Annotated in this window: 32 protein-coding genes; 21 read left to right on the plus strand and 11 right to left on the minus strand. The window is 63.1% G+C overall.

Going from position 1 to position 24,391, the window contains the following annotated elements; all coding sequences use genetic code 11:
• Window positions 1-26: 26 nt before the first annotated feature.
• The gene (locus tag EN804_RS07715; RefSeq protein ID WP_135865721.1) at window positions 27-566 is read right to left on the minus strand and encodes a GNAT family N-acetyltransferase; all 540 of its coding nucleotides are present in this window, start codon (window positions 564-566) and stop codon (window positions 27-29) included.
• 227 nt (window positions 567-793) lie between these two features.
• Between EN804_RS07715 and EN804_RS07720 the strand changes: the two genes are divergently transcribed.
• Window positions 794-1,249, plus strand: coding sequence for a DUF2214 family protein (locus tag EN804_RS07720; protein ID WP_135919042.1), 456 nt, complete (start codon window positions 794-796; stop codon window positions 1,247-1,249).
• Here the strand turns inward: EN804_RS07720 and nth are convergent.
• Complete coding sequence (gene nth / locus EN804_RS07725) at window positions 1,243-2,049, minus strand: endonuclease III (protein WP_135919043.1); 807 nt, start codon at window positions 2,047-2,049, stop codon at window positions 1,243-1,245. The genes EN804_RS07720 and nth overlap by 7 nt on opposite strands.
• Before the next feature lie 22 nt (window positions 2,050-2,071).
• Between nth and EN804_RS07730 the strand changes: the two genes are divergently transcribed.
• Entirely contained in the window at window positions 2,072-2,566 is a 495-nt protein-coding gene (locus EN804_RS07730; protein ID WP_127277108.1) for a DUF2244 domain-containing protein, read from the plus strand.
• A 59-nt stretch (window positions 2,567-2,625) separates the two neighbouring features.
• Here the strand turns inward: EN804_RS07730 and EN804_RS07735 are convergent, their stop codons facing one another.
• Window positions 2,626-3,441: a class I SAM-dependent methyltransferase gene (locus EN804_RS07735; RefSeq protein ID WP_127869982.1), complete on the minus strand. Its 816-nt coding sequence runs from the start codon at window positions 3,439-3,441 to the stop codon at window positions 2,626-2,628.
• A 115-nt stretch (window positions 3,442-3,556) separates the two neighbouring features.
• Here EN804_RS07735 and EN804_RS07740 point away from each other — a divergent pair, with 115 nt between their 5' ends.
• From EN804_RS07740 to EN804_RS07780, 9 genes are all read left to right on the plus strand, one after another.
• Window positions 3,557-4,435 (plus strand): bifunctional helix-turn-helix domain-containing protein/methylated-DNA--[protein]-cysteine S-methyltransferase, encoded by an 879-nt coding sequence (locus EN804_RS07740; protein WP_135919044.1) that lies wholly within the window; start codon window positions 3,557-3,559, stop codon window positions 4,433-4,435.
• Window positions 4,436-4,657: 222 nt separating this feature from the next.
• Window positions 4,658-5,128, plus strand: coding sequence for a hypothetical protein (locus EN804_RS07745; protein WP_135919045.1), 471 nt, complete (start codon window positions 4,658-4,660; stop codon window positions 5,126-5,128).
• 21 nt (window positions 5,129-5,149) lie between these two features.
• A complete protein-coding gene (locus EN804_RS07750) occupies window positions 5,150-5,542 on the plus strand; it encodes a hypothetical protein (RefSeq protein WP_127277100.1) in 393 nt (130 codons plus the stop codon).
• Window positions 5,509-6,033: a hypothetical protein gene (locus EN804_RS07755; protein ID WP_127277098.1), complete on the plus strand. Its 525-nt coding sequence runs from the start codon at window positions 5,509-5,511 to the stop codon at window positions 6,031-6,033. Before EN804_RS07750 ends, EN804_RS07755 begins: the two co-directional genes overlap by 34 nt.
• The gene (locus EN804_RS07760; RefSeq protein ID WP_127277096.1) at window positions 6,008-6,490 is read left to right on the plus strand and encodes a hypothetical protein; all 483 of its coding nucleotides are present in this window, start codon (window positions 6,008-6,010) and stop codon (window positions 6,488-6,490) included. The genes EN804_RS07755 and EN804_RS07760 overlap by 26 nt, the downstream gene beginning before the upstream one ends.
• 89 nt (window positions 6,491-6,579) lie before the next feature.
• Window positions 6,580-7,485 (plus strand): ribokinase, encoded by a 906-nt coding sequence (locus EN804_RS07765; protein ID WP_135865732.1) that lies wholly within the window; start codon window positions 6,580-6,582, stop codon window positions 7,483-7,485.
• A 1-nt stretch (window position 7,486) separates the two neighbouring features.
• On the plus strand, window positions 7,487-8,932 hold the full coding sequence (locus EN804_RS07770; protein ID WP_135919046.1) for an amidase: 1,446 nt from the start codon (window positions 7,487-7,489) through the stop codon (window positions 8,930-8,932).
• Window positions 8,933-9,026: 94 nt separating this feature from the next.
• Window positions 9,027-9,641 (plus strand): LysE family translocator, encoded by a 615-nt coding sequence (locus EN804_RS07775; protein ID WP_135919047.1) that lies wholly within the window; start codon window positions 9,027-9,029, stop codon window positions 9,639-9,641.
• Between the two features lie 93 nt (window positions 9,642-9,734).
• Window positions 9,735-10,058: a hypothetical protein gene (locus tag EN804_RS07780; RefSeq protein ID WP_135919048.1), complete on the plus strand. Its 324-nt coding sequence runs from the start codon at window positions 9,735-9,737 to the stop codon at window positions 10,056-10,058.
• A 72-nt stretch (window positions 10,059-10,130) separates the two neighbouring features.
• Here EN804_RS07780 and EN804_RS07785 read toward each other — a convergent pair whose 3' ends face one another.
• On the minus strand, window positions 10,131-11,072 hold the full coding sequence (locus EN804_RS07785) for a nucleoside hydrolase (RefSeq protein ID WP_135919049.1): 942 nt from the start codon (window positions 11,070-11,072) through the stop codon (window positions 10,131-10,133).
• 301 nt (window positions 11,073-11,373) lie between these two features.
• On the opposite strand from EN804_RS07785, the gene EN804_RS07790 reads away from it, so the two are divergent.
• Complete coding sequence (locus EN804_RS07790) at window positions 11,374-11,799, plus strand: Hsp20 family protein (RefSeq protein WP_013893014.1); 426 nt, start codon at window positions 11,374-11,376, stop codon at window positions 11,797-11,799.
• Between the two features lie 64 nt (window positions 11,800-11,863).
• The gene (locus tag EN804_RS07795) at window positions 11,864-12,121 is read left to right on the plus strand and encodes a DUF1150 family protein (protein WP_127869990.1); all 258 of its coding nucleotides are present in this window, start codon (window positions 11,864-11,866) and stop codon (window positions 12,119-12,121) included.
• 65 nt (window positions 12,122-12,186) lie between these two features.
• On the opposite strand, the gene ptsN is transcribed toward EN804_RS07795, so the two are convergent.
• The 6 genes from ptsN to lptC form a co-directional block, all read right to left on the minus strand.
• A complete protein-coding gene (gene ptsN / locus EN804_RS07800) occupies window positions 12,187-12,651 on the minus strand; it encodes a PTS IIA-like nitrogen regulatory protein PtsN (RefSeq protein WP_010911486.1) in 465 nt (154 codons plus the stop codon).
• Window positions 12,652-12,708: 57 nt separating this feature from the next.
• Window positions 12,709-13,293 (minus strand): ribosome-associated translation inhibitor RaiA, encoded by a 585-nt coding sequence (raiA, locus tag EN804_RS07805; protein WP_135919050.1) that lies wholly within the window; start codon window positions 13,291-13,293, stop codon window positions 12,709-12,711.
• 383 nt (window positions 13,294-13,676) lie between these two features.
• Window positions 13,677-15,203 carry an RNA polymerase factor sigma-54 gene (gene rpoN, locus EN804_RS07810; protein WP_127279800.1) on the minus strand — a complete coding sequence of 509 codons (1,527 nt, stop codon included), beginning with the start codon at window positions 15,201-15,203 and terminating at the stop codon, window positions 13,677-13,679.
• A gap of 292 nt (window positions 15,204-15,495) precedes the next feature.
• Window positions 15,496-16,314: an LPS export ABC transporter ATP-binding protein gene (gene lptB, locus EN804_RS07815; RefSeq protein ID WP_127279799.1), complete on the minus strand. Its 819-nt coding sequence runs from the start codon at window positions 16,312-16,314 to the stop codon at window positions 15,496-15,498.
• Window positions 16,314-16,919, minus strand: a complete 606-nt coding sequence (locus EN804_RS07820) for an LptA/OstA family protein (protein WP_127279798.1) — start codon at window positions 16,917-16,919, stop codon at window positions 16,314-16,316. The genes lptB and EN804_RS07820 overlap by 1 nt, the downstream gene beginning before the upstream one ends.
• Window positions 16,906-17,619, minus strand: coding sequence for an LPS export ABC transporter periplasmic protein LptC (gene lptC / locus EN804_RS07825; RefSeq protein ID WP_127279797.1), 714 nt, complete (start codon window positions 17,617-17,619; stop codon window positions 16,906-16,908). The genes EN804_RS07820 and lptC overlap by 14 nt, the downstream gene beginning before the upstream one ends.
• A 357-nt stretch (window positions 17,620-17,976) precedes the next feature.
• Here lptC and sppA point away from each other — a divergent pair, with 357 nt between their 5' ends.
• The 4 genes from sppA to EN804_RS07845 all read left to right on the plus strand — a co-directional run bounded on the left by sppA (window position 17,977) and on the right by EN804_RS07845 (window position 20,708).
• The gene (sppA, locus tag EN804_RS07830; protein ID WP_127869992.1) at window positions 17,977-18,933 is read left to right on the plus strand and encodes a signal peptide peptidase SppA; all 957 of its coding nucleotides are present in this window, start codon (window positions 17,977-17,979) and stop codon (window positions 18,931-18,933) included.
• Between the two features lie 79 nt (window positions 18,934-19,012).
• The gene (locus EN804_RS07835; protein ID WP_006200394.1) at window positions 19,013-19,297 is read left to right on the plus strand and encodes an integration host factor subunit beta; all 285 of its coding nucleotides are present in this window, start codon (window positions 19,013-19,015) and stop codon (window positions 19,295-19,297) included.
• A gap of 39 nt (window positions 19,298-19,336) precedes the next feature.
• Complete coding sequence (locus EN804_RS07840) at window positions 19,337-19,705, plus strand: LapA family protein (RefSeq protein WP_135919051.1); 369 nt, start codon at window positions 19,337-19,339, stop codon at window positions 19,703-19,705.
• A gap of 37 nt (window positions 19,706-19,742) precedes the next feature.
• A complete protein-coding gene (locus EN804_RS07845; RefSeq protein ID WP_127279748.1) occupies window positions 19,743-20,708 on the plus strand; it encodes an ornithine cyclodeaminase family protein in 966 nt (321 codons plus the stop codon).
• Here EN804_RS07845 and EN804_RS07850 read toward each other — a convergent pair.
• Window positions 20,698-21,135 (minus strand): EVE domain-containing protein, encoded by a 438-nt coding sequence (locus EN804_RS07850; RefSeq protein ID WP_127279747.1) that lies wholly within the window; start codon window positions 21,133-21,135, stop codon window positions 20,698-20,700. The genes EN804_RS07845 and EN804_RS07850 overlap by 11 nt on opposite strands.
• Before the next feature lie 211 nt (window positions 21,136-21,346).
• On the opposite strand from EN804_RS07850, the gene EN804_RS07860 reads away from it, so the two are divergent.
• The 4 genes from EN804_RS07860 (at window position 21,347) to lspA (ending at window position 24,381) form a co-directional block, all read left to right on the plus strand.
• Window positions 21,347-21,832 carry a DUF1772 domain-containing protein gene (locus EN804_RS07860; RefSeq protein WP_127279746.1) on the plus strand — a complete coding sequence of 162 codons (486 nt, stop codon included), beginning with the start codon at window positions 21,347-21,349 and terminating at the stop codon, window positions 21,830-21,832.
• A gap of 90 nt (window positions 21,833-21,922) precedes the next feature.
• Window positions 21,923-23,011: a class I SAM-dependent rRNA methyltransferase gene (locus EN804_RS07865; protein WP_135919052.1), complete on the plus strand. Its 1,089-nt coding sequence runs from the start codon at window positions 21,923-21,925 to the stop codon at window positions 23,009-23,011.
• Window position 23,012: 1 nt separating this feature from the next.
• Window positions 23,013-23,870, plus strand: a complete 858-nt coding sequence (locus EN804_RS07870) for an RNA methyltransferase (RefSeq protein WP_135919053.1) — start codon at window positions 23,013-23,015, stop codon at window positions 23,868-23,870.
• A 13-nt stretch (window positions 23,871-23,883) separates the two neighbouring features.
• Window positions 23,884-24,381, plus strand: a complete 498-nt coding sequence (lspA, locus tag EN804_RS07875) for a signal peptidase II (RefSeq protein ID WP_127869999.1) — start codon at window positions 23,884-23,886, stop codon at window positions 24,379-24,381.
• Window positions 24,382-24,391 lie beyond the last annotated feature (10 nt).

The raw sequence follows: 24,391 nt of genomic DNA on the forward strand, positions 1-24,391 counted from the left end.
CGGGTATGTCCAGTCGATGACGCCACTCAGGGCAGCCGCTCCAGCAGGATGGTCGGCGCATCGTGATAGAGGGTCTGCGTCAGCTCGGTATAGCCGCACTTCCTGGCGACGTTCAACGAGGCCGTATTTTCGGGATCGATGATGCAGACGGTTCTGGCACGTCCGAACGTCTCGTCGCCCCAGCCATGCACACGGCTGACGATCTCCGTGGCAAGGCCAGCGCCATGCGCGGCCGGAGCGAGCGCCCACCCCGCCTCGGGGATGCCTTCGATCGACGGCTCCATGTCGCGCTTCAGATCGTGGAACCCGGCCTCCCCGACGAAGCGGCCAGTCGCTTTCTCCTCGATGGCCCAGAACCCATAGCCCAACAGCGACCACAGGCCGGCGTGACGCAGGAAGCGCATCCAGCTTTCCTCACGCGTACGCGGCTTGCCGCCGATGAAACGGGTGACGACCGGATCGGCCCACATCGTGGCATAGGCATCGAAGTCGCCGAGCTGGTGTGGCCGCAGGATGGTTCGTGGCGTCTCGATGACGGGGGCGACAGTCGCTTGCGTCGGATTCATTGGATTTGCCTCGCGTTACGGCCTGCGGGTTAGCAAATCGACGGCGCCGTGCAAGAGCCAGGGAACCCAGGGAGCGTCATCCAGGACGAAAGCGCGACGTCCGGCTGCCTTCACGACATCCGGGCAGCGCTTTGGGATTTTTGCGCGGCGGTGTTATTTTCGACGCGGGCTGATTCAGCAGCCCAAATTTTGAGGCGCCCAGTGCCGCCGATCCGAGGGAAACGAGCATGGACACCACCGACCTCGTGCTCGCCATCATCCACCATCTGCTGGTGTTCTCGCTGGCGGGGATCATTGGCGCCGAATTCGTGCTGATCCGTGGCGACCTGCCCGCCGCGACGCTCAAGCGGCTCGCCGGCATCGATCGCCACTACGGCATCATCGCCGCGCTCATCATCATCGTCGGCATCGGCCGTGTCGTCTGGGGGCTCAAGGGCTGGGAGTTCTACGTCCACAATTGGGTGTTCTGGGCCAAGATGGCGGCGTTCGGCATCGTCGGCCTGCTGTCGATCGTCCCGACCGTGCGTTTCATTTCCTGGAGCCGGCAGGCGAGTACCAATCCTTCCTTCGCCGTGCCTGTCGGCGAACTGGCCTCGGTGAAGACCTATATCCGCGCCGAGGCGTTCGTCTTCCTGCTGATCCCGGTCTTCGCGGCGGCGATGGCGCATGGCTACGGCTACTGATCGTCGGCGGAAACCGTTTCAAGTGGAGCGATCGGCACCAGGGGTGCCGGAATGCTGGTCGTCTTCACCTCCGCCTTGCAGATATCGGCGATGACGCAGGCCGGACAATCCGGCTTGCGCGCCTTGCAGACATAGCGGCCATGCAGGATCAGCCAGTGATGGGCGTGGCGCATATATTCGTCCGGGATGATCCTCAACAATCCCTGCTCGACCTGTTCCGGGGTCTTGCCGGGCGCCAGGCCAAGCCGGTTGCCGATGCGCAGGATGTGCGTGTCGACCGCCATCGTATGTTGGCCGAAGGCCATGTTGAGCACGACATTGGCGGTCTTGCGCCCGACACCGGGCAGCTTGACCAGCTCATCGCGGTCGTCAGGCACCTCGCCGCCATGGTCTCGGATCAGCGCCTCCGACAGGGCGATGACGTTCTTGGCCTTGTTGCGCCAGAGACCGATGGTCCTGATAAAGTCGCCGACCCTGGCTTCACCGAGCGCCAGCATCTTTTGTGGCGTATCGGCAACCTTGAACAAGGCACGCGTCGCCTTGTTGACGCCCGCATCGGTCGCTTGCGCCGAAAGCACCACGGCCACCAGCAGCGTGAAGGCATTGACATGTTCGAGCTCGCCCTTGGGCTCAGGCCGCTGCACTGAAAAGCGCCTGAATATCTCGCGCACTTCCGTCGGGCTATAAATCGATCTGGACCGCGCGGGCCTGAGGCGCGGTTTGGCGTTCGCGCCGTCGCGCCGTCCGGGCAACAGTTCACTTTTGGGCAGGGACGAATCTTTGGACTTGGGGCGCGCCATTTCCCTCCTATAATAGTCTGTCATGAGCGACACAAACGCCTCGTTTCAGGCTGATGAGCCCTTCTTTCATGCATTGCTGACCCCACACCGGTCGCTGGGCAGGACGGGCTTCCTGATCCTGATGGGCGCCCTGACGTTCGGCTGGCTGGTGACGGGCGCGTTCTTCCTGTCCCGCGGCGCCTGGCCGGTGTTCGGCTTCTTCGGCCTCGACGTGATCGCCGTTTACATCGCCTTCCGCGTCAACTATCGGGCCGCCCGCGCCCGCGAGGAAGTGTCGGTCTCGCGAACCAGCCTCGATATCCGCAAGACGGCCCCCTCGGGAAAGTCGGAAGCGCACCGCTTCAATCCGTTTTGGGCTCGGTTTTCGATCGCCCGGCACGCCGAGATCGGCATCACCAGAATGACCGTGGAAGCACAGGGCCAGAACGTGCCGATCGGCGGCTTCCTCGATCCCGATTCCCGCGAGAGCTTCGCCACCGCCTTCGCGCGCGCTCTGGCGACCGCCAAGGCGCGCTAAGCAATTCCCAGAAAAGTGTGAAGCGGTTTTCCGTCCGCAATTGCGGCAAACAATGTGCTTCAGAAGCGATACCGCAGCAGCCTGCCGACCTTGCGCAGCGCCGGAATGTGTTTCCAAAGGCGGACGAACAGCTTGGCGGACCAGCCCATGCGGGCAGCGTGCTCGGGCTTGTAGGCCGAAATATCCTCGATGAACCGCAGCTTCGGAACCGCTAGTTCCAGCTCGTGCGGGTCGTCGATCGCCCAGTGGACCTCGGCGCCCGTCGCCTTGATCGTCGGATTGAGGCGAAGCAGCGTCAGGCCGAAACGGCTGTAGGCGTCGAAGATCAGTTCGCCGCCTGCAAGATGCGAGACAAGCCGTGAAAGCAGGCGCAGCCCTTCGTCGGCGGGGAGATAGGGCGTCAATCCCTCCGCCACCACGATGGCCAGGCGGTTGCGAGGCACGTCGGCCAACCAGCCGGGTTCGGTCACCGACGAAGCGATGAGGTGGTAATGGTCGCGGGACGGGTAGAGCTTGCGCCTGAGTTCGATCACTTCGGGATAGTCGATATCGAACCAGTCCACCCACGGTGGAGGATCGACCCGGAAGATGCGGGTATCAAGCCCGCAACCCAGATGCAGCACGATGGCGCCAGGATTTCTGGCCAGAAAATCCTCGACGCGGACGTCCAATGTCTTGGCTCGGATCGCCAGGCCGATGCCGAGATTCTCGTCGACCTTGAGCCTGGCGAAATCATAGTCGATCTTGCGCAGCGCCGCGTCGGCGAAATGGTCCCCGAGCAGCGACTGGGGCATCCTGCTCTCCAGCGCCTTGCCGTACAGGGTCATGAGCAAGGTCTCTTTTGCTCCCGTCAAATGTACTTTTTCGCCAACCATGAGCGGCTCCCGGGCTCGAATCCCCAGTCTATCTGGGCAGGTGCTGCAAGAAGGCAAGTTTCGGGTGGCGATCGGCGCCCCAAGGGGCGATATTCCCGCCCAAGGAGACAGGTCCATGAGCACACACACGGCAGTCCTCAAGAGGGACATCACGCCCGAGGGCAGCGACTACGAAATCGTGCGCCGCGCCATCGAGAAGATCAGCCTCGACTATCGCGACCAGCCATCGCTGGAAGAACTGGCCGAAGAGGTCGGCGAGACGCCGACCGGCTTGCAAAAACTCTTCACCCGCTGGGCCGGTCTGTCGCCCAAGGCCTTCCTGCAGGCGGTGACGCTGGACCATGCGCGCAAGCTGCTCGATTCCGGCATGCCGCTGCTCGAAACCTCTTTTGAACTGGGCATGTCCGGTCCCGGCCGGCTGCACGACCTGTTCGTCACCCATGAGGCGATGTCGCCTGGCGACTACAAGACGCGCGGCGCCGGCCTCACCATCCGCTACGGCTATCACCCCTCCCCATTCGGCACCGCCTTGATCATGGCCACGGACCGCGGGCTTGCCGGCCTCGCGTTCTGCGACGCCGGCGAGGAGCGCACCGCCTTCGCCGACATGTCGGGGCGCTGGCCCAACGCCTTCTATGTCGAGGACCGGGAAGCGACAGGCCCTTATGCCGCGCGCATCTTCGAGCCGACGTTGTGGCGCGCCGACCAGCCGCTGCACGTCGTCATGATCGGCACCGACTTCCAGGTCCGCGTCTGGGAAGCCTTGCTGCGGATCCCGATGGGCAAGGCCCGCACCTATTCCTCGATCGCCGCCGCCATCGGCGCGCCGAGCGCCAGCCGCGCGGTCGGCGCCGCCAACGGCGCCAACCCGCTCTCTTTCGTGGTGCCTTGCCACCGCGCCATCGGCAAATCAGGCGATCTTACCGGCTATCACTGGGGCCTGACCCGCAAGCGCGCCATCCTGGGCTGGGAGGCGGGGCAGATTTCGTCCTGAAATGTCGATTTTTAATTCCGGTTCCAAGGAATATATGAATATTCGGATTTTAAAGTATTAGTGCGAATTCTTTTCGGAATCGGTGGATACAACCGGTGACAACCATCGGTTTCTTCATGACTGTTGTTTCGGCACTTTATTTGAGTTTACGCTAAATTAACCATGCTAAAGCGATGATGACCCATATTAATTCGGGCGGTCCGACTTAATAGGAGGGTCTCGATGCCGTTGTTTCGCACCACCGTCGGTGCAGCCTTGCTTGTCGCGTGCCTGGACCACGCCGCGATGGCCACAACGCAGAATGTCATTTTCAACGGCACGGTAACCGCGACCTGCACGCTCGTTGTCGGCTCCAACGGCACGATGACGGTGAGCCCCGACCTCCAGTCGCTGAGCTCGCACAACAGCGGCGGTTCGGCTGGAACAGTCACGCTCACCACCACCGGAGGTGTTTCGCTGAGCGTCGATCCGGTGACCCTCACCACCGTGCCGGCCGCCGACAGCACGGCCACCACCTGGACACCGACCTATTTGTCCAGCGGCGCCCACACGATCGCGGAAACGGGTTCCTCCACCGCCCTGACCGCCCCCGGCGCCGACCTTGTCTCGGTCCATCTCGCCGGCACCAAGGGTGGCAGCAACCGCTTCGCGAACGGCAACTATCAGGCAACCGTAACACTGCGCTGCGAATAGGCCGTCGCGAAGGAGGGATCCTTGAAACATGCTCTGAACCTGGCGGCGGCATTGGCCGCCGGATTGATGCCCATTGCCGCGGGCGCCCAGTCGATGTCGCCGATGCGGGGTGAGGTCAACAGTTTCACCGACGCCTTCGCGGTCCGCGTGTTCCCCGCCAATCCCTACGACCGGAAGATCAAGGTCGAAATCCACGTCTACGATCAGGATTTTCAGCCGGTGGACGCCAAGATCTCTCCAAGTGTCTTCCAATTGGGCTCGCAGGCTTCCCGCCCTGTCCTTGTGGTCGTGCCCTTCGGCGGCGCTGCCGAGCGTAAAGTGCGTATCTGTACCGAGAGCATCCCCTTTCCCAATCAACAGACGCAGATAAGGGCACAGATATGCGGAAAGTTTTTTGGGCACCGCAAGTCCTGACGCTGGCGCTCGCGGTTGCTGTGACCAGCACCGCTCCAACCCAGGCCCAGGAACAGATTTACAATCTCAACCAGAACGAGAACGGCTTCAACTTGCCCGGTGTCACTCTGCCCCAGGGCCAGGACGAGGTTCACGCCGCGGATGGCACCACTTGCCGTTCCGCCGTTTCCGGTTCCGGTGCCTATGTCGATCTCGGCGTTATCAGAGGCAACAGCCAGACGAACAATGGCGTCGCCACCTATGGCCGGGTGGTGATCCCGATCGGCCGGACGCCGAAGCGTCTCGACTGCAGCCGGCTCTATGAACTCGAGGTGCAGCGCCTTCAGATGGAGCTAAAGTTGTTGAAGATGGGCGTCAATGTCGACGGCGGCACGACCGCGAGCGTGGCCGCAAGCGCTCCCGCCACCGCTGCCGCATCACCTGGATGGGCCAACGAAGGCTGGAGCATCAGGACCGGAAACAGCGATGGCAAGAAAAAGAAGAAGAAATAACCGGGCGCTGCTTGCGATGGCCGCACTCGCCGGTTTCTGCCTTCCGGCGCAGGCGGCGATCATCGGCACCTGCACCATCATGGTCGGGGCATCGGGCACGATGACCGCAAATCCGGCCATCGGCATACTGGGCTCCAAGCAGGCAGGCGGATCGAGCGCCAATGCCACCGTGGTGGCTAGCTCCCTGCTGTGCTCGATACTTAACCTGCTTGACTGTTATTCTGTTTCAGCGCCCGCGCCTGCCGCGTTCTCGTCGGCGCCGAGCGGCGGCGGCACCAACGTGACCTTCGCCTCGGTCTACCGCCTCGATGGCTCGGGGGTCGACAACAATGGGGGCGTGCCGCAAAGGGTCGTCAACGGCACCCACGCCATGCAGATCGACCTCACCGCCACCAAATCGAGCGGTATCTTCCCCGCCGGCAACTATCAGGGCATCGTCACCGTGCGATGCGAGTGAGGCAGCAAATCGCGCTGGACCATTCGCGTGGTCTGGCATCGAACGGCCCGGCAGGGTAGCTTCCCGTGCGTTCAGCAGGAGGCACTTTCTTGATAGTCGTTGTCGGCTCGATCAACCTCGACCTTATCGCCAACGTCGACCGCTTGCCGAGCCCCGGTGAGACGGTAAGCGGTTCCAGTTTCTCGACGGCGCCTGGCGGCAAAGGGGCCAACCAGGCATTGGCCGCCGCGCGTGCCGGCGCTCAGGTGCGCATGGTCGGCGCCGTTGGCAAGGACAATTTCGCACCCGAAGCACTGGCGTTGCTGCGCGAGGCCAAGGTCGACCTGTCTGGCGTGGGAGAGACCTTTGCCTCGACCGGCACGGCGCTGATCATGGTCGGCGACGACGGCGAGAACATCATCGCCGTGGTGCCCGGCGCCAATGCTTCCGTGGTGCCCGGCGACCTCTCCAAGGCTTTTCTGAAGAAGGGCGACGTCGTGCTGCTGCAGCATGAGATTCCGCTCGCGACGATCGATGCGGCACTCGACCAGGCAAGGACGGCCGGCGCGGTCACTGTCCTCAACACCGCTCCTTTTCATGGCGAGGCAGCCGCCTTCCTCGGCAAGGCCGACTACGCGGTCGCCAATGAGACCGAGTTCGACCTCTATGGTGAAGCGCTGGCCTTGAAGGGTCGCGATCGTGCTGCACGCATGCGCGATTTTGCCGGGAAAACCGGACGCACCATCGTCGTCACCCTCGGCGGCGATGGCGTGATGGCGGCGACACCGAGCGATTTCCTGACTGTTCCCGCGCTGAAGATCACGCCGGTCGACACGGTTGGGGCCGGCGACACGTTCTGCGGCTATTTCGCCGCCGGCCTGTCGTCGGGCCTCACGCTCGAACAGGCACTTGCGCGTGCCGGCGCTGCCGGCTCGCTCGCTTGCCTCAAGCCCGGCGCCCAGCCGGCGATCCCGCTGGCGAAAGACGTCGAGCAGGCCTTGCAAGAGGCCCGTTGAGATGATGCGCCCCCGCACGAAGCATGCCGTACCCGCGGCCAGCGACATCTGTCGCCTGTCGGCTGTCGAACTCGTCGACGCGATCCGCCGAAAGAAACTCTCCGTGCGCGAGGTGGTGACGGCTTTCCTGGACCGCATCGATGCGGTCAACCCGCAGGTCAACGCCATCGTCTCGCTGCGAGACCGCGCCGATATCCTGCGCGAGGCCGACGCCGCCGATGTCAGGCGGACGGATGGAACCGGCGCGCTCTTTGGCCTTCCCATCGCCATCAAGGACCTTGCCTCCACAACGGGCCTCAGAACCTCGTTCGGCTCGCCGATCTTCGCCGATTTCGTGCCGCAGGAAGACGATTTCTTCGTCGAACGCATCCGCGACGCTGGCGCCATCATCATCGGCAAGACCAATGTTCCCGAATTCGGGCTCGGCTCCAACACCTACAACAACGTCTTCGGGCCAACGCTGAACGCCTTCGATCCGGCGCTGACCGCCGGCGGCTCGAGCGGCGGCGCGGCGGTGGCGCTGGCGCTGGACATGGTGCCGGTCGCCGATGGCAGCGATTTCGGCGGTTCGCTGCGCAACCCGGCTGCCTGGAACAATGTCTACGGCTTTCGGCCATCGCAGGGGCTCGTGCCCGGCGGTCCCGACTTCGAGGTTTTTCACGCGCAGATGGGCGTCGAGGGGCCGATGGGCCGCAACGTCGCCGACATGGCGCTGTTGCTCGACGTGCAGGCCGGTTACCATCCGCAAGCGCCTCTCTCCTATGAAAAGCCGGGATCCTTCCTCGAAGGGCTCGCGCCACCGGCGACCGGCGGCCGCGTCGCCTGGCTCGGCGATCTCGGCGGCCATCTGCCGGTCGAGCCCGGCATCCTCGACCTGTGCGAGGCAGCGCTGGCACGGTTCACGGATGCATCCTTCCGGACCGAGCCCTTGCGTCCGGATTTCGATTTCGAGGCACTCTGGCAGGCCTTCGTGACGCTGCGCCAGGCCAGCAGCGGCTGCGCGCTGAAAGTGCATTATGACGATCCCGCTAGGCGCAGGCTGCTGAAGCCGGAAGCCGTCTGGGAGGTGGAAAACGCCATGCGGCTGACGGCGCCGCAGATTCGCGCGGCCTCGGTCATGCGCACGTCCTGGCACCGGATGCTACTATCGATCTTCGAACGCTTCGACCTCATCGCGCTGCCGACCGCGCAGGTCTTTCCCTTCGATGTCGGCACCCATTGGCCGCGCGAGGTCGCCGGGCGGGCAATGGACAGCTACCATCGCTGGATGCAGGTTTCGGCCTTCGCCACCTTGGGCGGTTGCCCGGCGGTCAATGTCCCGGTCGGCTTCGACGACAGGGCCCGGCCCATGGGCATGCAGTTGATCGGCCGGCCACGCGGCGACCTCGCCGTGCTGAAGGCCGCGGTCGCCTATGAGACGACCCTGCCCTGGCCGGCCGGCGCCTGAGCCACGTACGACGCGCGCCAGCTTGCTTCGCCCTCGCCGTCATGCATTGATTGTCGCCTGACAGGCCGCGACAGCGGCATTGCGAGGAAAAATCATGTCGCTGGAACTCTACGCCGCCTATGTTCTTGCTTGCATCGTCATCATCCTGGTGCCTGGGCCGACGGTCACGCTGATCATCGCCAACAGCGTCCGCCATGGTTCCCGTGCCGGCCTCGCCAACGTCGCCGGCACGCAGGCCGGCCTTGCCGTCATGATCGCCATCGTCGGCATTGGGCTCAACACGCTGATCGCGGGCATGGGCCACTGGTTCGAATGGGTCAGGCTGATCGGTGCGGCCTATCTGATCTGGATGGGCGTGCAGATGTTCCGCTCAAAGGGCACGCTGAACGCCGACGGAACCGCTCGGAAACCCCGCGGTGGCTTCTTCCTGCAGGGCTTGGCTGTGGCGCTCAGCAATCCAAAGACGCTGGTCTTCTTCGGCGCCTTCTTTCCGCAGTTCATCTCTCCCGCCGGCAACTACCCGCTGCAGATCGTCATCATGGGCCTCACCGCCATGATCTTCGCCGCCATGTCGGATTCGACCTATGCGCTGGCCGCCGGCCGCGCCGGGCGCATGCTCTCGGCCAGCCGCATCAAGCTCCTGTCGAGGATCAGCGGCAGCTTCATGGTCGGCGGCGGCCTGTGGCTGGCGTTTTCGAGGTCGAAGTAACGGCAGCCGAGGCCGGCGCCGCGTTAAAGCTGCGTCGGCGGCTGATTGAAAGTCTACTTTCCAGCTACCACATGAATCGACATTGAGGGATTCATGTTTTCACCGTCGACTTATGAGGGTTTGAAGAGGAACGCGCCCAGCGTGGTCTTCTTCTCCGGTTTTTTTGCGATAATGTTCATATTGGCCCAGAGTAAGTGGGAGAATGACGCAACGCCGATTCGATCAACTGACCCGATCAACGCGACGATCGAAGGCGTTTACTGGCACTGGACCAGCACGTCTCAATATGGATTGTTCCTGGAGAACAACGCTCTGGTTTTCGTTGACGACGATCGACCCCGCCTGATTGGCTCCCGTGTCAAAATTGAGCGCGTTACCCGCGACAATGGCTCCGTCTTCTACCGGTTTGCCGATTGAGGGGCTGTTCGTCGTGTGCCGACACGCCATGAACTATCAGGTCAGACTGCTCAATCGCCGAGAAATGGGGCCTTAAAGCCGCCCCAACCTCTCCACCAGCAGCGCGAAAAACCCATCATGGTCGATGTCGCGCATGACCATGGCGTTCTTTTCCCGCTTGGTGACACCCCACCAGTCGACCACGGTCATGCCCATGGTCAGTTCCGAGGCGGTCTCCACGCTGACGTTGCAGTGGCGGCCCTTGAACAGCTCCGGCTTCAAGAGATAGGCGATGACGCAGGGGTCGTGCAGCGGCCCGCCGTCAGTGCCGTATTTGCCCTCGTCGTAGCGTTCGAAGAACTCCAGCATCTCGGCGGTCGCGGTGCCGACCTTGGTGCCCAGTGCGCGAAAAGCCTGTATGCGCTTGGTGGTGGTCAGCGCCTTGTGGGTGACGTCGAGCGGCATCATCACGATCGGGATGCCGGACTTGAACACCAGGTCGGCGGCCTGCGGATCGACATAGATGTTGAATTCGGCCGCGGGCGTAACGTTGCCGCCCTCGAAGAAGCCGCCGCCCATCAGCACGATTTCCTTGATGCGCGGTGCGATGCGCGGTTCGCGGATCAATGCCAGCGCTATGTTGGTGAGCGGCCCGAGCGGGCAGAGCGTGATGGTGCCGCTCTCTTCCCGCATCAGCGTCTCGACGATGAAATGGACGGCATACTGCGCCTGCAGTTGCATCGTCGGTTCGGGCAGCTGCGGCCCGTTGAGGCCGGTCTTGCCATGCACTTCCTCGGCGGTGACCAGTTCGCGCGCCAACGGACGGATGGCGCCGGCATAGACCTTGACGTCCGGCCGACCGGCCAGTTCGCAGATCTTGCGGGCGTTCTTTTCGGTCAGTTTCAGCGGGACGTTGCCGGCAACGGCGGTGACGCCGACGATGTCCAGTTCGCTACTGCCGAGCGCCAGCAGAATGGCGACGGCATCATCCTGGCCGGGATCGGTGTCGATGATGATCTTGCGTGGTTGGGGCATTTGAATTCCTTGTTTAGCTGGCCATCAACTCACCGGCCGATCGTGCGCCCGAAAGACGCCAACCGGCGGCAAGCTGCCGAGCCGCTTGACGGGGAACGGTCCCGGCCTGCGCGCTTCTCGTTGCATCCGCGCGTCGTTTCAAGCGCCATGGCGATTATTCCTGTGAGTCCACGACCTGGTCTTTTTGGGCGGGTCTTTTGGTGGCTTGAACTTGGCCGCGGGGCGGACCATATCAAGACCATCGGGAAAAATGCCATCCGGGTTTTTCCAGTTTATGTCGCTCTTGAGAGGACAGTGTAACATGAGCCGAATGACGCCTTTCTCCAGCCCGCTTCTCCTGGGTTTCGACGCCATGGAAAAGACGCTGGAGCGCCTGGCGAAGTCCGGCGACAGCTACCCTCCCTACAATATCGAGCGCCTCAGCGGTGCCGACGGCAAGGCCGAAAGGCTGCGCATTACACTCGCCGTCGCCGGTTTCGCCGAAAGCGATCTCGATGTGACAACGGAGGAAAACCAGCTGGTCGTGCGCGGCCGTCAAACCGACGACACCGAGCGCGAATTCCTTCATCGCGGCATTGCCGCGCGCCAGTTCCAGCGCTGTTTCGTGCTGGCCGACGGCATGCGGGTGATCGCGGCGGAACTGAAGAACGGCCTTTTGTCGATCGACCTCGATCGGCCGGAGTCCGAACGGCTGGTACGGAAAATAAATATATCGGTGAAAGACTGATCTTCACTGATGGCTCTCATGCGGGATGGCCTTGAGCGGCGTCCTCGCGCCAAGGAGGCTTGAAATGACCAGAACTGACGAAATCATCACCATGACCAGCGGCGAGTTCGCCCATCTCGGCGAAGGCTCGGTCGCCTATCTGCGCAAGGTCTCGAGCGATGAACTGCTCGGCCGCTTCCCCAACATCGGTGAAATCGCGCCCGGCATGGAGCTGTGGGCCCTGTTTGGCGCCAACGGCCAGCCGATCCTGCTTTCCGATGCGCGTGACCGTGCTCTGGCCGGCGCCATGGAAAACGATTTGACCACCGTCGCCATTCATTAAGGCGGGACGGAAACGAAAGGGCCGCTCACGGCGGCCCTTGGGGTGATATCTTAAAGAAGATGACTTCAGGCCGCGTGCGAGGCCTGCGTGTCCGACAAAAGCGCATGGATCGCCGTGGCGTCACGCGTTCCCCTGATCTTGGCCACCGTGTCGGCATCGCGCAGCACGCGCGCGATGCGCGACAGCGCCTTGAGGTGATCGGCACCCGCCCCTTCAGGCGCCAGCAGCAGAAACACCAGATCGACCGGTTGGTCATCCAGCGATTCGAAATCGACGGGCGTTTCCAGCCGGGCGAAAACGCCGGCGATGCGCTTCACGCCGGCAAGCTTGCCGTGCGGGATGGCGATGCCGTTGCCGACGCCGGTCGAACCCAGGCGCTCACGCTGCAGGATGGTGTCGAACACCTCCCGTTCCGGAATGCCCGAAATCGCCGCCGCCCGCTCGGACAGCAATTGCAGAAGCTGCTTCTTGGAGTTCGCCTTCAACGCCGGCAAAATCGCCGGAACGCTGATAAGATCGCTCAGATCCATACTTGAAAATCCTTGTTCGCCTGCCGCGCCAGTCCCCACCCCTCGTGCGGCTGGCTTTTATCCCTGTGCGACTTTGGTCGTGGACGGATCGATCCAGCCGATGTTTCCGTCGGGCCGGCGATAGACGATGTTGAGATGGTCGGTTCCGGCATTGCGGAAAACAACCACCGGACTGTCCTTGGTATCGAGCTCGATGACGGCCGAGGCCACCGACATGGTCTTCAGCGTCATGGTTGATTCGGCGACGATGGCCGGTGCGAAATCCTCCGGGATTTCCTCATCGTCATCGGCAAGCGGTGCCATCACGGTATAGGCAATGTCGGTCAATTCGCCATTGCCATTGCCCGAATTGTGCGATTTCAGACGGCGCTTGTAGCGCCGAAGCCGGGTCTCCAGCCGATCGGCGGCGGCCTCGAAGGCCAGCGTCGGATCCTGGGCATCGCCGGTGGCTTGCAGCGAGGCGCCTGAATCCAGCCGGATCACGCAATCCGCCGAATAGCGCGAACCCGATTTGATGACGGTGACGTGTCCCGCGAAGCCGCGATCGAAATATTTGCCGATCGCTTCACCGACCCGATCGTTGATGCGTGTGCGGAACGCATCGCCGATATCCATATGCTTTCCCGATATGCGCAGATTCATCTGAAAACTGACCTTCCTTGCTCAGGCTTCAAACTGGCCCGAGTTTATACTCGTGATCCGTGCGCACAAGCTTTGCGGCGTCACTCGCGCCGATTTAAATCCGAACTTTCCGGTTGATCACAAGCCGCCTTCTTGACCGTCCCGGGGTCATGTCGTGACGGACCATCCGCTAGCGGGCATCAGGCCCGTCTCATGCGGGCGGGCTTCTAGCCACTTCACCGTGGCTTGTCAATGAAACTCGAAAACTGTGGAAATCGTGAGCGCATGGAGCTGTCCATCATTTCACGGAAACGCCGCTCCATCTCTTTGCCTTGGCGCAATTGCCAAGGGAAAGCGCCATGCGCCTTCCCGGGAAACCGCTTCACACTTTTCCTGGACTTGCCCTAGCGGCCGGCGCTGGCGAGCGCCCGTTTCTCGCGCCGGCGCTGCACCGACGAGGGAATATTCATGCCTTCCCGGTATTTGGCGACCGTGCGCCGGGCGATATCGACGCCGCTTTCCCTGAGCATGTCGACGATAGCATCGTCCGACAGCACATCGACGGGCTTCTCCTCGTCGATCATTTGCTTGATGCGATCACGCACCGCTTCGGAGGAATGCGCTTCGCCACCGCCCGATGCCGCGATCGAGGCGGTGAAGAAATAGCGCAGCTCGAACACGCCGCGCGGGGTCAGCATGTATTTGTTCGCTGTGACCCGGCTGACCGTCGATTCGTGCATGCCGATGGCGTCGGCCACCGTGCGCAGGTTGAGCGGCTTCAGATGGCGTACGCCATGGACGAGGAAGGCGTCCTGCTGGCGCACGATTTCCGAGGCCACTTTGAGGATCGTCTTTGCCCGCTGGTCGAGGCTGCGCGTCAGCCAATTGGCGTTCTGCAGACACTCGGCCAGGAAGTCCTTCTCCGCCTGGTTCTTCGCGTGCGGCGACACCTGGGCGAAATAAATATGGTCGACCAGCACGCGCGGCAGCGTTTCGGCATTGAGTTCGACGGTCCAGCTGCCGTCATTGGCCGCCCGCACCTCGACATCGGCGACGATGGCGTCGCTGGCGCCGCCCGAAAAAGCCATGCCGGGCCGCGGGTCGAGCGCCCGGATTTCGGCCAGCATGTCGAGCAAATCCTCCTCGTCGACGCCGCAGACCCGCTTCAGCGTCTGGAAATCGCGCCGTGCCAGCAGTTCGAGATTGGCGACCAGGGCCTTCATCGCCGGATCGAGCCGGTCACGCACGGCAAGCTGCAGGGAAAGGCATTCCGCGAGATCGCGGGCGAACAGGCCGGCCGGCTCGAAGGTCTGGCATACGGCCAGCACCTTGCCCACCGCCAGGCTGTCGATGCCGAGCCGCGCGGCGATCTCCGCCAGATCGGCCCTGACATAGCCGGTCTCGTCGAGCCCATCGGAAAGTTCTCCGGCGATCAGCCGCGCTACGGGATCGGTGAAGGCAAGTGCGATCTGCTCGCCGACATGGTCGCGCAGCGTGATCGCGCTCGCCGCCATGTCGCCGGCATCGAGCCCCTCGGACGAGGAGCCGCCGCCGCTGCCCGAAGCCGATTTCCATTGCGCCGTCAGGTCGGGCCCGAGCCGTTCGCTGGTGCCGGGATCATCGGGAAACAGGTTTTCCAGGGACGTATCGAGCTTTTCCGAGATCGCCTCGGCGCTCCATGCCGTTTCGTTCTCGAACCAGTCGCCGTCGGGGGCGGCTTGCGGCTCGGCCTCGAGCTTCTGCGCCTGATCGCTCGCGGCATCGTCCTGCGGCTCGGCGCGCTCCAGGAGCGGATTGCGCTCGATCTCCTCGTCGATGAAATGCTCAAGCTCGGCATGGGTGAACTGCAGCAGCCGAATCGACTGCATCAGCTGCGGCGTCATCACCAGCGACTGCGACTGTCGGAGCTGTAGTTTCGCCGCCAACGCCATGGCTCGGTTTCAAACGCCTCCTGAACGCGTCCGGACTTCCGGAATGAATTTCACGGCGGGCATAGAAACTGGCCCGGCTTTTGCTTGTCAAGGCAAAGCCTAGCGAAACCCGATTACCGGAGCGTTATCCCGCGGCAAAACCGCGAAAAAACAGGCCGCACCGCCCGAAAAATCGTGTCAGGAAACAAATTTCACGCTCAGAGCAATTCCAAGAGCCGGGGAAAAAACAGCTTCCTGGCCGGAACTTCGTAAAAACAGACGCAGCGAAGCGGCGTGTAGGACAAGGAATTGCTCAGAGGGTAAAACCCTCGCCGAGATAAAGCCGCCGCACGTCGGGATTTGCCACCACTTCGTCGGCGCGGCCATGGGTCAGCACCTGGCCGGCGTGGATGATATAGGCACGGTCGATCAGGCCGAGCGTCTCACGCACATTGTGGTCGGTGATGAGGACACCGATGCCGCGCGCCGTCAGGTGACGCACCAATTGCTGGATGTCGGCGACCGCGATCGGATCGATGCCGGCGAAGGGTTCGTCGAGCAACATGTAGGCCGGACGCGTCGCCAGCGCGCGCGCGATTTCCAGGCGCCGCCTTTCGCCGCCCGAGAGCGACATGGACGGCGCCTTGCGCAGATGGCTGATGTGGAATTCCTCGAGCAGTTCGTCGAGGTTGCGCTCGCGGACCTTGCGGTCTTTTTCCACCACTTCGAGCACGGCGCGGATGTTCTGTTCGACATTGAGGCCGCGGAAGATCGAGGCCTCCTGGGGCAGATAGCCGATGCCGAGGCGCGCGCGGCGATACATCGGCATCGAGGTGACGTCGAAGCCGTCGATCTCGATCGTGCCTTCATCCACCGGCACCAGGCCGGTAACCATGTAGAAGCAGGTCGTCTTGCCGGCGCCGTTGGGGCCGAGCAGCCCGACGGCCTCGCCGGCGCGTACGCCCAGCGTGACGCCGCTGACGACCTTGCGGCCCTTGTAGCTCTTGGTCAGGCCCTTGGCGATCAAGGTTCCCTTGAACTTCGCCTTGTCGGCGGTGACCGTGGCCGGAGCCGAAAGCTTGCCTGCGGCCCGTCCCGGAAGACGCGCCGTCAGCGACGACAGGCTGGCCATCAGGGGTTCGTCGCTCCCGATTTCGACGCATCCGATTTCGGCGGCGGCGTGATCGACATCTGCACGCGCTGCCCAGCGCATGGATCGACCTGGGCCAGTCCGCTTTTCATCTGCACGGTAAGCTTGCAGCCGACCAGCACATTGTCGTTTTGCGACAGGACGACCTTTTTGCCCGAAAGCACCAGCACCTGGCTCTTCATGTCGAAACTGCCCTGATCGCCGGTAGCGACCTGCTGATCCGACTTGATGTACACCTTGTCGGAGATTTCGAGATGGTCGATGTTGGCCGAGCCGGTCATCGCAGCGCCCGCGGCTTCCGTGCCCTTGGCCGCGGCATTGGCATCCTTGATGTAATAGACCATCATCTTGCCGGCCTTCATCAGCGTCGGCCCCTGGACGACGGTGACATTGCCCGTGAAGATGGCGACATTCTCGGCTTGACGCACTTCCAGCTTGTCGCTTTCGATCTGGATCGGCTTGTCACCGGCCAGTTTGAGGCCTGACACCTGACTGGCGGCAGACGACTGCGCCAGCGACGGCGCCAGGCTGAGCAGGAGCAGCGCCGAAGTTGCGGCCGCAAGCCGTGTCGAACTATTGAGCCACATTCGCTTCTTCGCCCTTTGCCTCAGCCGCCTTCAGACTGGCGGCATCAATGTTGACGCGCACCCTATTCTCGAACACCAGGATCTTGCCATTGTCCTGGACCGACAGGGAATTCGCTGTGATCTGCGACCCGCCACGGCTGACATCGACGGGATCATCCGTCTTCATAGTGCCTTTGCCCATGTCGAGGAAGACCGATTTGAACTTGGCCTGCATGCCGTCGGTCGTGGTGATGGTGACGTCGCTGTCCAGTTTCATCGTATTGCCGTCGCGATCATAGGTGCCACGCGAGGCTTTTACCGCCGCGACATTGTCGGGAGCGATCGGCACCTTGGCGTCGATGCCCTCGAGCTCGATGATGCCTTGCGTGCTCACATCCTGTATCGCCCGCAGCGCCGTCATCGAGTAGGGCTGCTTCTGCTTGGTGAAGCCATTGAGTTTGGGATTGGCCATCACCAGCTTGCCGTTGGAGAAGGCGGTGCCTTCCGCCTGCACCGCGACGGAAACGGGGGCGGCGAGATACGAATAGATCGGGAAGGCGACGGCGATCAGCGCCGCGGCCAAGGGCACGGCGAATTTGAGCACGCGCACGCGGCGCGAGTGACGCTGAGCGCGGTCGAAGGCCTCGTCCCGCGTCCAGCCATCCTCCGGGGGAGCCAACTCCGTCTCCGGGCTGGCCGGTTCATTCGGTCGCGCTAACATGACTGCTTTCTTCTAAAACCCGCCCCCGGGGAGCACCGCCTATAGGTGGGACGCCAGCGTCCTCACGCAAGCACAAGCCGACGAAAACCGCAAAAATGTGACAGCTGCCATTGCACAAACGAAACCCGGGTCAGCGCAATAGCCAGTGCTTCATAGCAGAAATAGTCGCCCTTGCGTCTTTTTTCATCACCGAAGTTCTTCCCACTTACCTTGCGTCCCCCGCACAGACCAGTCACAAAACAGACAGCATAAGGACCGTCGCGCGCGGATTGCCGCGCCATGTGCGGGATGGAACTGCTTCCCGATGGAGACATCATGGTCTAAAAGCGTCTCTTCCCGCTGACTGTGAGGCTGACGATGGCATTGAGAGCCGACGACCTGATCGACCGCCGCCGCTTGCGGCGCAAGCTGACTTTCTGGCGTGTCGCGGCCTTTGGCATCGTGGCGCTCGGGGTGATTGCGCTGTCGGCCTGGTTCTATGGCGACGATTTCGGCGGCTCCACCGTCGACCACATCGCCAAGGTCAGGATCGAAGGCACCATCACCGAGGACGACGAACTGATCAAGCGGCTGGAGACCATCCGCCAGTCGTCGAAAGTAAAAGGCGTGATCCTAGTGATCGATTCTCCCGGCGGCACCACCGTCGGCGGGGAATCGATCTACGAGGAGGTGCGCAAGCTCGCCGCCGACAAGCCGGTCGTGGCCGAGGTCGGCACGCTCGCCGCGTCGGCGGGCTACATGATCGCAAGCGCCGCCGACCATATTGTCGCCCGCAAGACCTCGATCGTCGGCTCCATCGGCGTGCTGATCCAGTATCCTGACGTCAGCGGCCTGATGGACAAGCTCGGCGTCAAGCTGGAGGAGGTGAAATCCTCGCCTCTGAAAGCCTCGCCCTCGCCCTTCAAGCCGACCAATGACGACGAACGCGCCATGGTCCGCAAGCTCATCCTCGACAGCTACGACTGGTTCGTCGGCATCGTCGCGGAACGCCGCAAGATGACGCACGAACAAGCACTGGCGCTCGCCGACGGTTCGATCTTCACCGGCCGCCAGGGTGTTGCCAACGGGTTGATCGACGCCGTCGGCGGCGAGTCCGTGGCCATCGACTGGCTGGCGACCAAGGGTGTCGATGCCAAGCTCAAGGTGGTCGAATGGAAGGACACGGAACGGCGCGGCGGCTTCCTGTTCTCGAAGGCGATGGCACGCACGATCGCCGGCGCGCTCGGCTTGCCGGATTCCGGCGGCGACGTCATCCATGAACTTGGCGCCAACCGCTTGTTTCTTGACGGTCTCGTTTCCGTCTGGCACCCTTGAGACGCGTTGGGACAGCTGAAAAAGCAAATAAAATCATCCTGATAATTTTGGCCGAACTGCTTTCACGGGGACCCGTCTGATGATCAAGTCCGAGCTTGTGCAGATTATTGCCACGCGCAATCCGCATCTTTTCCTGCGCGACGTCGAAAACATCGTCGGCGCGATCTTCGATGAAATCACCGACGCGCTTGCCGAGGGCAACCGGGTCGAATTGCGCGGCTTCGGCGCTTTTTCGGTGAAGAATCGACCCGCCCGCACCGGCCGCAACCCGCGCACCGGCGAGTCCGTCGAGGTCGAGGAGAAATGGGTGCCGTTCTTCAAGACCGGCAAGGAACTGCGTGAAAGGCTGAACGGCGGCAAGTAGCCGGACTGCCTTGTCCGGCCGCTTGCAACGGAAAACATTATGCTCAATCGCTTCATGCTCATCGTGGTCTTCGTGCCCCTGGCGATCATCCTGATCGCCTTGGCCGTTGCAAACCGCGAACTCGTCGCCTTCACGCTGGATCCATTCAATCCCGGCAATCCCAAGCTGACGCTGACCTTGCCGCTGTTCATCTTCCTGTTCCTGGCGCTTGCCATCGGCATGATCGTCGGCAGCCTGGCGACCTGGGTAAAGCAAGGCCGCTACCGCAAGCTGGCGCGCCAGCGCGGCGCCGAGGCGGAAAACCTGCGCCAGGCGGTCAGCCGCGCGCCCTCAGTGCCGCAAGGGCCGGTTCAAGGATCAGCCCAAGGACCGGCCCAAGGATCGGTATTGCCGAAGCCAACCACTTGAACCGCAGGCCGGCGCATTTCTTTTCACGGAGCTTTTCATGCTGACCATTTCGGCCGCGGAGGTCGATCGTGCGCTGACCTTTCCTGGACTGGTCGAGACGCTGCGCACTGCTTTTCGCGAGGGCGCGGTGCAGCCAGTCAGGCATCATCACGCGGTCGAGAGGCCTGATGGCGCGGCGTCGACCCTGCTTCTGATGCCGGCCTGGACCGATTTTCACGCCGCCGGCGGTTCGGCCGGCGGCCATATCGGCGTCAAGATCGTCACCGTCTCGCCCGACAACAACGCCATCGGCAAGCCAGCCGTGATGGGGCTCTATCTCCTGCTCGATGGCGGCACCGGCGAACCGGAAGCCCTGATCGACGGCCAGCGGCTGACGCAGTGGCGAACGGCCTGCGCCTCGGCGCTCGCGGCGTCCTATCTCGCCCGCGACGACGCCTCGCGGCTGCTGGTGGTCGGCGCCGGCGCGCTCTCACCCTTCCTCGCCAAGGCGCACAGCGCCGTGCGGCCAATCAAGACAATCCGCATCTGGAACCGTACCCCGGCCAACGCCGAGAAAGTCGCGGCCGATCTGTGCGCCGAGGGCTTCGCGGCCAGCGCCGCGACCGATCTCGATGCCGAGCTTGGCCAGGCCGACATCGTCTCCTCGGCGACAATCACCACCAAGCCGCTGGTCAAGGGTACGCTGCTGCGGCCGGGAACCCATGTCGATCTGGTTGGCGGCTTCACCCCGACGATGCGCGAAAGCGATGACGACGCGATCATGCGCGCCCGCGTCTATGTCGACACCCGCGCCGGCGCCACCAAGGAGGCCGGCGACATCGTCCAGCCACTGGCCTCCGGCGTGCTGAAGCCGGAAGCCATCGTCGCCGACCTGCACGAACTGGCGCGCGGCCAGAAGCAAGGCCGCGGCAGCCCCGACGAGATTACGCTTTTCAAATCGGTTGGCGCAGCACTCGAGGATCTTGCCGCCGGCATTGCCGTCTACAAGGCACTCAGGGGCTAGTCGAAGCCAGTTTGGCGCCCATTGCCCGTGCGATCAGGGCGAAATCGGCCGCGCTGATCGGAAACAGGCCAAAGCGCAGCTGGTAACCCCAGTTCGATTTGCCTGCGGTGAATTCCAGCCTCTCAAGCAATGGCTTGATCGGCGTTTCCCCGGCCTGCGCCCAGCCGACATCACGGCGGAACGGCGTGAAGCCGCCGCCCATCTCGCCTTGATAAGGTTCTCCTTCCCGCACCGTGCCGATCGCCGTGAACGCCTGCAGACCGTCTTTCTCCCCCGAAACGGTGGTTGGCGAGTAATAGACGATGCCGTCGCCGGGCCTGACGCGGCGCAGAGGTGCAGCCTTGCCGTGGTTAACCTGCATGAAGCCGCCCTGCCGGCCGCGCCGGACATGCTGCGCCGACGCCACCGCGATCCAATACGCGCTCATTTCTGTTCCCCATTGGCCTGTTCTCCATCGGCCAATGCTTGCCCTCTGACCGGCCGGTGGAGCCGGCGCAGCAACTGGATGAGGTCGAGCAGGCATTCGGAGCGGGACATGGATGATTATCCGGGAGTGGTAGACGATAGGGTCAAGGCTGCGGCAACGGCAAGTGGCGCGCCTGTTCGGAACGGCTTCGGTTCGGAACCGTTGTTGCGTCATGCGAATATACGGCCTCCTGCTATTCTGGTCTGTCTTGACCGCCACGATCGCTGCGCTCAGCCTCGGACCGTCCTTCGCTCATGTCCTGGAATCGGTGCCCCGGCTCATCCGATGGTCCCCGGCGCTTTGGCGCGAGGCCACCGTTTTCAACGGCCAGTTCCTGCTCTTCGCAATCATTGGCGCGCCGCTGGATGTCGCCGCGGTCGCCTGCCCGGGACTGCTGGCATGGCTGTTGCGCGAGGATCGGCCGGCGTTCTGGTTCGCACTCGCCGCCACCTTGCTCTATGCGCTATCCCTGGTGCTTTGGTTCGTTCTCGTCAAACCGGCCAACAATGTTCTCGCCACCTGGATGCCAGGCCCGATTCCGGACGATTTCGAAGCCATGCGGCTGCGCTGGGAGACCGGCCACATGGCTGTCACGGCCGCCAAGGCTGCCGGCTTCGTTTCGTTGGTTGTCGCCCTGCTTTCGATCGGGCGCGGCTGAGCCATCGGCAATCGCAATGTCGCGCGGGTTTGTTGCGCCGGAGGGCATAGCTGTGGCAGAAGCGGGCCGAACCGCCGGAGAAGCTGCCTCTTGAAGTCTTTTCGCGACAAACGCCGCGACGGCCGCCCACACCCAGCGAAGAGCGGGGCCGGACAGCCGCGCCCGCCCGAGAATCGTTCCGCGGTCAAGCCAGATGCCAGGCCGCGCGAACAGCACAATGTGAAAGCGGACAGCCAGCCCGCGCCGAAATCCGCGCCGCGCAACCTCGCCCGTCGCGAAGGCGCCCTGCCCGCAGAACATTTGCCGTTGGTTCTCGAAGTGGCGCCGAATGCCGATTATGCGTTGCTCGACAGCGGCGCGGGACAAAAACTCGAACAATACGGTCCCTACCGCATCGTCCGGCCCGAGGGCCAGGCGATCTGGCAGAAGGCCCTGCCGGCAAGGGACTGGGAGCGCGCCGACGCCATCTTCACCGGCGACACCGACGAGGAAGGCATCGGCCGCTGGCGCTTCCCCAAGACGCCGCTCGGCGAAACCTGGCCGATGAAGCATGACGGCATCGACTATCTCGGCCGTTTCACCTCGTTTCGCCATGTCGGCGTCTTTCCCGAGCAGGCTTCGCACTGGGATCATATGGCAGGGCTGATCGCGGCGGCCAGGCGCCCCGTCAAGGTGCTCAACCTGTTCGGTTATACCGGCCTTGCCTCGCTGGTGGCGGCGCGCGCGGGCGCCGAGGTCACCCATGTCGACGCCTCGAAGAAGGCGATCGGCTGGGCGCGCGAAAACCAGGAGATGGCCGGCCTTGGCGGCAAGCCGATCCGCTGGATCGTCGATGACGCGGTGAAGTTCGCCGAGCGCGAGGAGCGTCGCGGCAGCCGCTACGACATCATCCTGTTCGATCCGCCGGCCTATGGCCGCGGCCCCAAGGGCGAGGTCTGGCAATTGTTCGAGGACCTGCCTGATTTGACGGACCTCTGTCGCTCGATCCTGACCCCAAAACCGCTCGCCGTGGTGCTGACCGCCTATTCGATCCGTGCCTCCTTCTACGCCATCCACGCCCTGATGCGCGACACCTTCGCCGGCATGGGCGGCAAGGTTGAATCGGGCGAGTTGATCATCCGTGAAAAGTCCGCCGGCCGGGCGCTTTCGACTTCACTGTTTTCGCGCTGGGTGGCCTGACATGAACGAACGGCACGCCGGCGCACCCGGCCAGGTGAAGGAAGTCACCAGTCTTGCCAATCCGCTGGTCAAGGACATCAAGGCACTCGCCTTGAAGAAATTCCGCGACCAGCAGAACGCCTTCATGGCCGAAGGGCTGAAGCTGGTCATCGATGCGCTCGATCTGGGCTGGCAGATCAGGACGCTTGTTTTCGCCAAGGCCGGACGCGGCAACGCGGCCGTGGAAAAGGTCGCGGCGCGCACGGTTGCCGCCGGCGGCACCGTGCTCGAAGTATCGGAAAAAGTGCTTGTCGCCATCACCCGCCGTGACAATCCGCAAATGGTGGTCGGCGTCTTCTCGCAGAAATTCCTGGCCCTGAAGGACATCAGTGCCGACAATGGCGATGTCTGGGTCGCGCTCGACCGGGTGCGCGATCCCGGCAATCTCGGCACCGTCATCCGCACCGTCGATGCCGTCGGCGCCAAGGGCGTCATTCTGGTCGGCGACACCACCGATCCGTTTTCGGTGGAAACGGTGCGCGCCACCATGGGTTCCATTTTCGCCGTGCCGGTGGCGAAGGCAACGACCGAGGCATTCCTTACCTGGCGCGGTGGCTTTTCAGGTCTCGTCGCCGGCACCCATCTGAAAGGCGCGGTCGACTACCGCTCGGTTGATTTTTCCCGCGGGCCGGTGCTGCTGATGATGGGCAACGAGCAGCAGGGACTGCCCGAAAGCCTGGCGGCGAGCTGCGACAGGCTGCTCAGGATTCCGCAGGCAGGCCGTGCCGATTCGCTCAATCTCGCGGTCGCCACCGGCATCATGCTGTTCGAGATCAGGCGCGGCGCGCTGAAACTCGAACCAATCCCGGACCAGCAATGAAGGTTGTCCAATCGTGAAATCATGGTCTCCCTACGCGCTGCTCGTCATCGTGGCCATCGCGCTCGACCAATGGATAAAGTCAGTTGTCGAGGCCAGCCTGCCCTTTCAGGAGAAGCTCGACCTGCTGCCCTTCCTGGCGCTGTTTCGCACCTACAACACCGGCATCGCCTTCTCGATGTTCTCCTCCTTCGGCGACACCGGCCTCGTGGTCATCGCCGTGCTGGTCGTCGCTTTCGTGCTTTACCTCGCCACGCGCACGCCATCGGGCCATGTCATCGCCCGTACCGGCTTTGCCCTGATCATCGGCGGCGCTCTGGGCAATTTGATCGACCGTGCCGTCTACGGCCACGTCATCGACTACATCCTGTTCCACACGCCGGTCTGGTCCTTCGCCGTCTTCAACCTTGCGGACGCCTTCATTTCCGTGGGTGCGGCACTGGTCGTGTTCGACGAACTCATCGGCTGGCGGCGTGAACCCAAACCTTCGAACGCCAAGCCTTCCAAAGATTGACCCCGCGCGG

This window comes from Mesorhizobium sp. M8A.F.Ca.ET.161.01.1.1, assembly GCF_004792105.1.
Classification (GTDB): domain Bacteria; phylum Pseudomonadota; class Alphaproteobacteria; order Rhizobiales; family Rhizobiaceae; genus Mesorhizobium.

Coding starts and splice junctions, on each gene's coding strand:
- EN804_RS07715 (WP_135865721.1), bottom strand. CDS start 566: ATGAATCCGACGCAAGCGACTGTCGCCCCCGTCATCGAGACGCCACGA.
- EN804_RS07720 (WP_135919042.1), top strand. CDS start 794: ATGGACACCACCGACCTCGTGCTCGCCATCATCCACCATCTGCTGGTG.
- nth (WP_135919043.1), bottom strand. CDS start 2,049: ATGGCGCGCCCCAAGTCCAAAGATTCGTCCCTGCCCAAAAGTGAACTG.
- EN804_RS07730 (WP_127277108.1), top strand. CDS start 2,072: ATGAGCGACACAAACGCCTCGTTTCAGGCTGATGAGCCCTTCTTTCAT.
- EN804_RS07735 (WP_127869982.1), bottom strand. CDS start 3,441: ATGGTTGGCGAAAAAGTACATTTGACGGGAGCAAAAGAGACCTTGCTC.
- EN804_RS07740 (WP_135919044.1), top strand. CDS start 3,557: ATGAGCACACACACGGCAGTCCTCAAGAGGGACATCACGCCCGAGGGC.
- EN804_RS07745 (WP_135919045.1), top strand. CDS start 4,658: ATGCCGTTGTTTCGCACCACCGTCGGTGCAGCCTTGCTTGTCGCGTGC.
- EN804_RS07755 (WP_127277098.1), top strand. CDS start 5,509: ATGCGGAAAGTTTTTTGGGCACCGCAAGTCCTGACGCTGGCGCTCGCG.
- EN804_RS07760 (WP_127277096.1), top strand. CDS start 6,008: ATGGCAAGAAAAAGAAGAAGAAATAACCGGGCGCTGCTTGCGATGGCC.
- EN804_RS07770 (WP_135919046.1), top strand. CDS start 7,487: ATGATGCGCCCCCGCACGAAGCATGCCGTACCCGCGGCCAGCGACATC.
- EN804_RS07775 (WP_135919047.1), top strand. CDS start 9,027: ATGTCGCTGGAACTCTACGCCGCCTATGTTCTTGCTTGCATCGTCATC.
- EN804_RS07780 (WP_135919048.1), top strand. CDS start 9,735: ATGTTTTCACCGTCGACTTATGAGGGTTTGAAGAGGAACGCGCCCAGC.
- EN804_RS07785 (WP_135919049.1), bottom strand. CDS start 11,072: ATGCCCCAACCACGCAAGATCATCATCGACACCGATCCCGGCCAGGAT.
- EN804_RS07790 (WP_013893014.1), top strand. CDS start 11,374: ATGAGCCGAATGACGCCTTTCTCCAGCCCGCTTCTCCTGGGTTTCGAC.
- EN804_RS07795 (WP_127869990.1), top strand. CDS start 11,864: ATGACCAGAACTGACGAAATCATCACCATGACCAGCGGCGAGTTCGCC.
- ptsN (WP_010911486.1), bottom strand. CDS start 12,651: ATGGATCTGAGCGATCTTATCAGCGTTCCGGCGATTTTGCCGGCGTTG.
- raiA (WP_135919050.1), bottom strand. CDS start 13,293: ATGAATCTGCGCATATCGGGAAAGCATATGGATATCGGCGATGCGTTC.
- rpoN (WP_127279800.1), bottom strand. CDS start 15,203: ATGGCGTTGGCGGCGAAACTACAGCTCCGACAGTCGCAGTCGCTGGTG.
- lptB (WP_127279799.1), bottom strand. CDS start 16,314: ATGGCCAGCCTGTCGTCGCTGACGGCGCGTCTTCCGGGACGGGCCGCA.
- EN804_RS07820 (WP_127279798.1), bottom strand. CDS start 16,919: ATGTGGCTCAATAGTTCGACACGGCTTGCGGCCGCAACTTCGGCGCTG.
- lptC (WP_127279797.1), bottom strand. CDS start 17,619: ATGTTAGCGCGACCGAATGAACCGGCCAGCCCGGAGACGGAGTTGGCT.
- sppA (WP_127869992.1), top strand. CDS start 17,977: ATGGCATTGAGAGCCGACGACCTGATCGACCGCCGCCGCTTGCGGCGC.
- EN804_RS07835 (WP_006200394.1), top strand. CDS start 19,013: ATGATCAAGTCCGAGCTTGTGCAGATTATTGCCACGCGCAATCCGCAT.
- EN804_RS07840 (WP_135919051.1), top strand. CDS start 19,337: ATGCTCAATCGCTTCATGCTCATCGTGGTCTTCGTGCCCCTGGCGATC.
- EN804_RS07845 (WP_127279748.1), top strand. CDS start 19,743: ATGCTGACCATTTCGGCCGCGGAGGTCGATCGTGCGCTGACCTTTCCT.
- EN804_RS07850 (WP_127279747.1), bottom strand. CDS start 21,135: ATGAGCGCGTATTGGATCGCGGTGGCGTCGGCGCAGCATGTCCGGCGC.
- EN804_RS07860 (WP_127279746.1), top strand. CDS start 21,347: ATGCGAATATACGGCCTCCTGCTATTCTGGTCTGTCTTGACCGCCACG.
- EN804_RS07870 (WP_135919053.1), top strand. CDS start 23,013: ATGAACGAACGGCACGCCGGCGCACCCGGCCAGGTGAAGGAAGTCACC.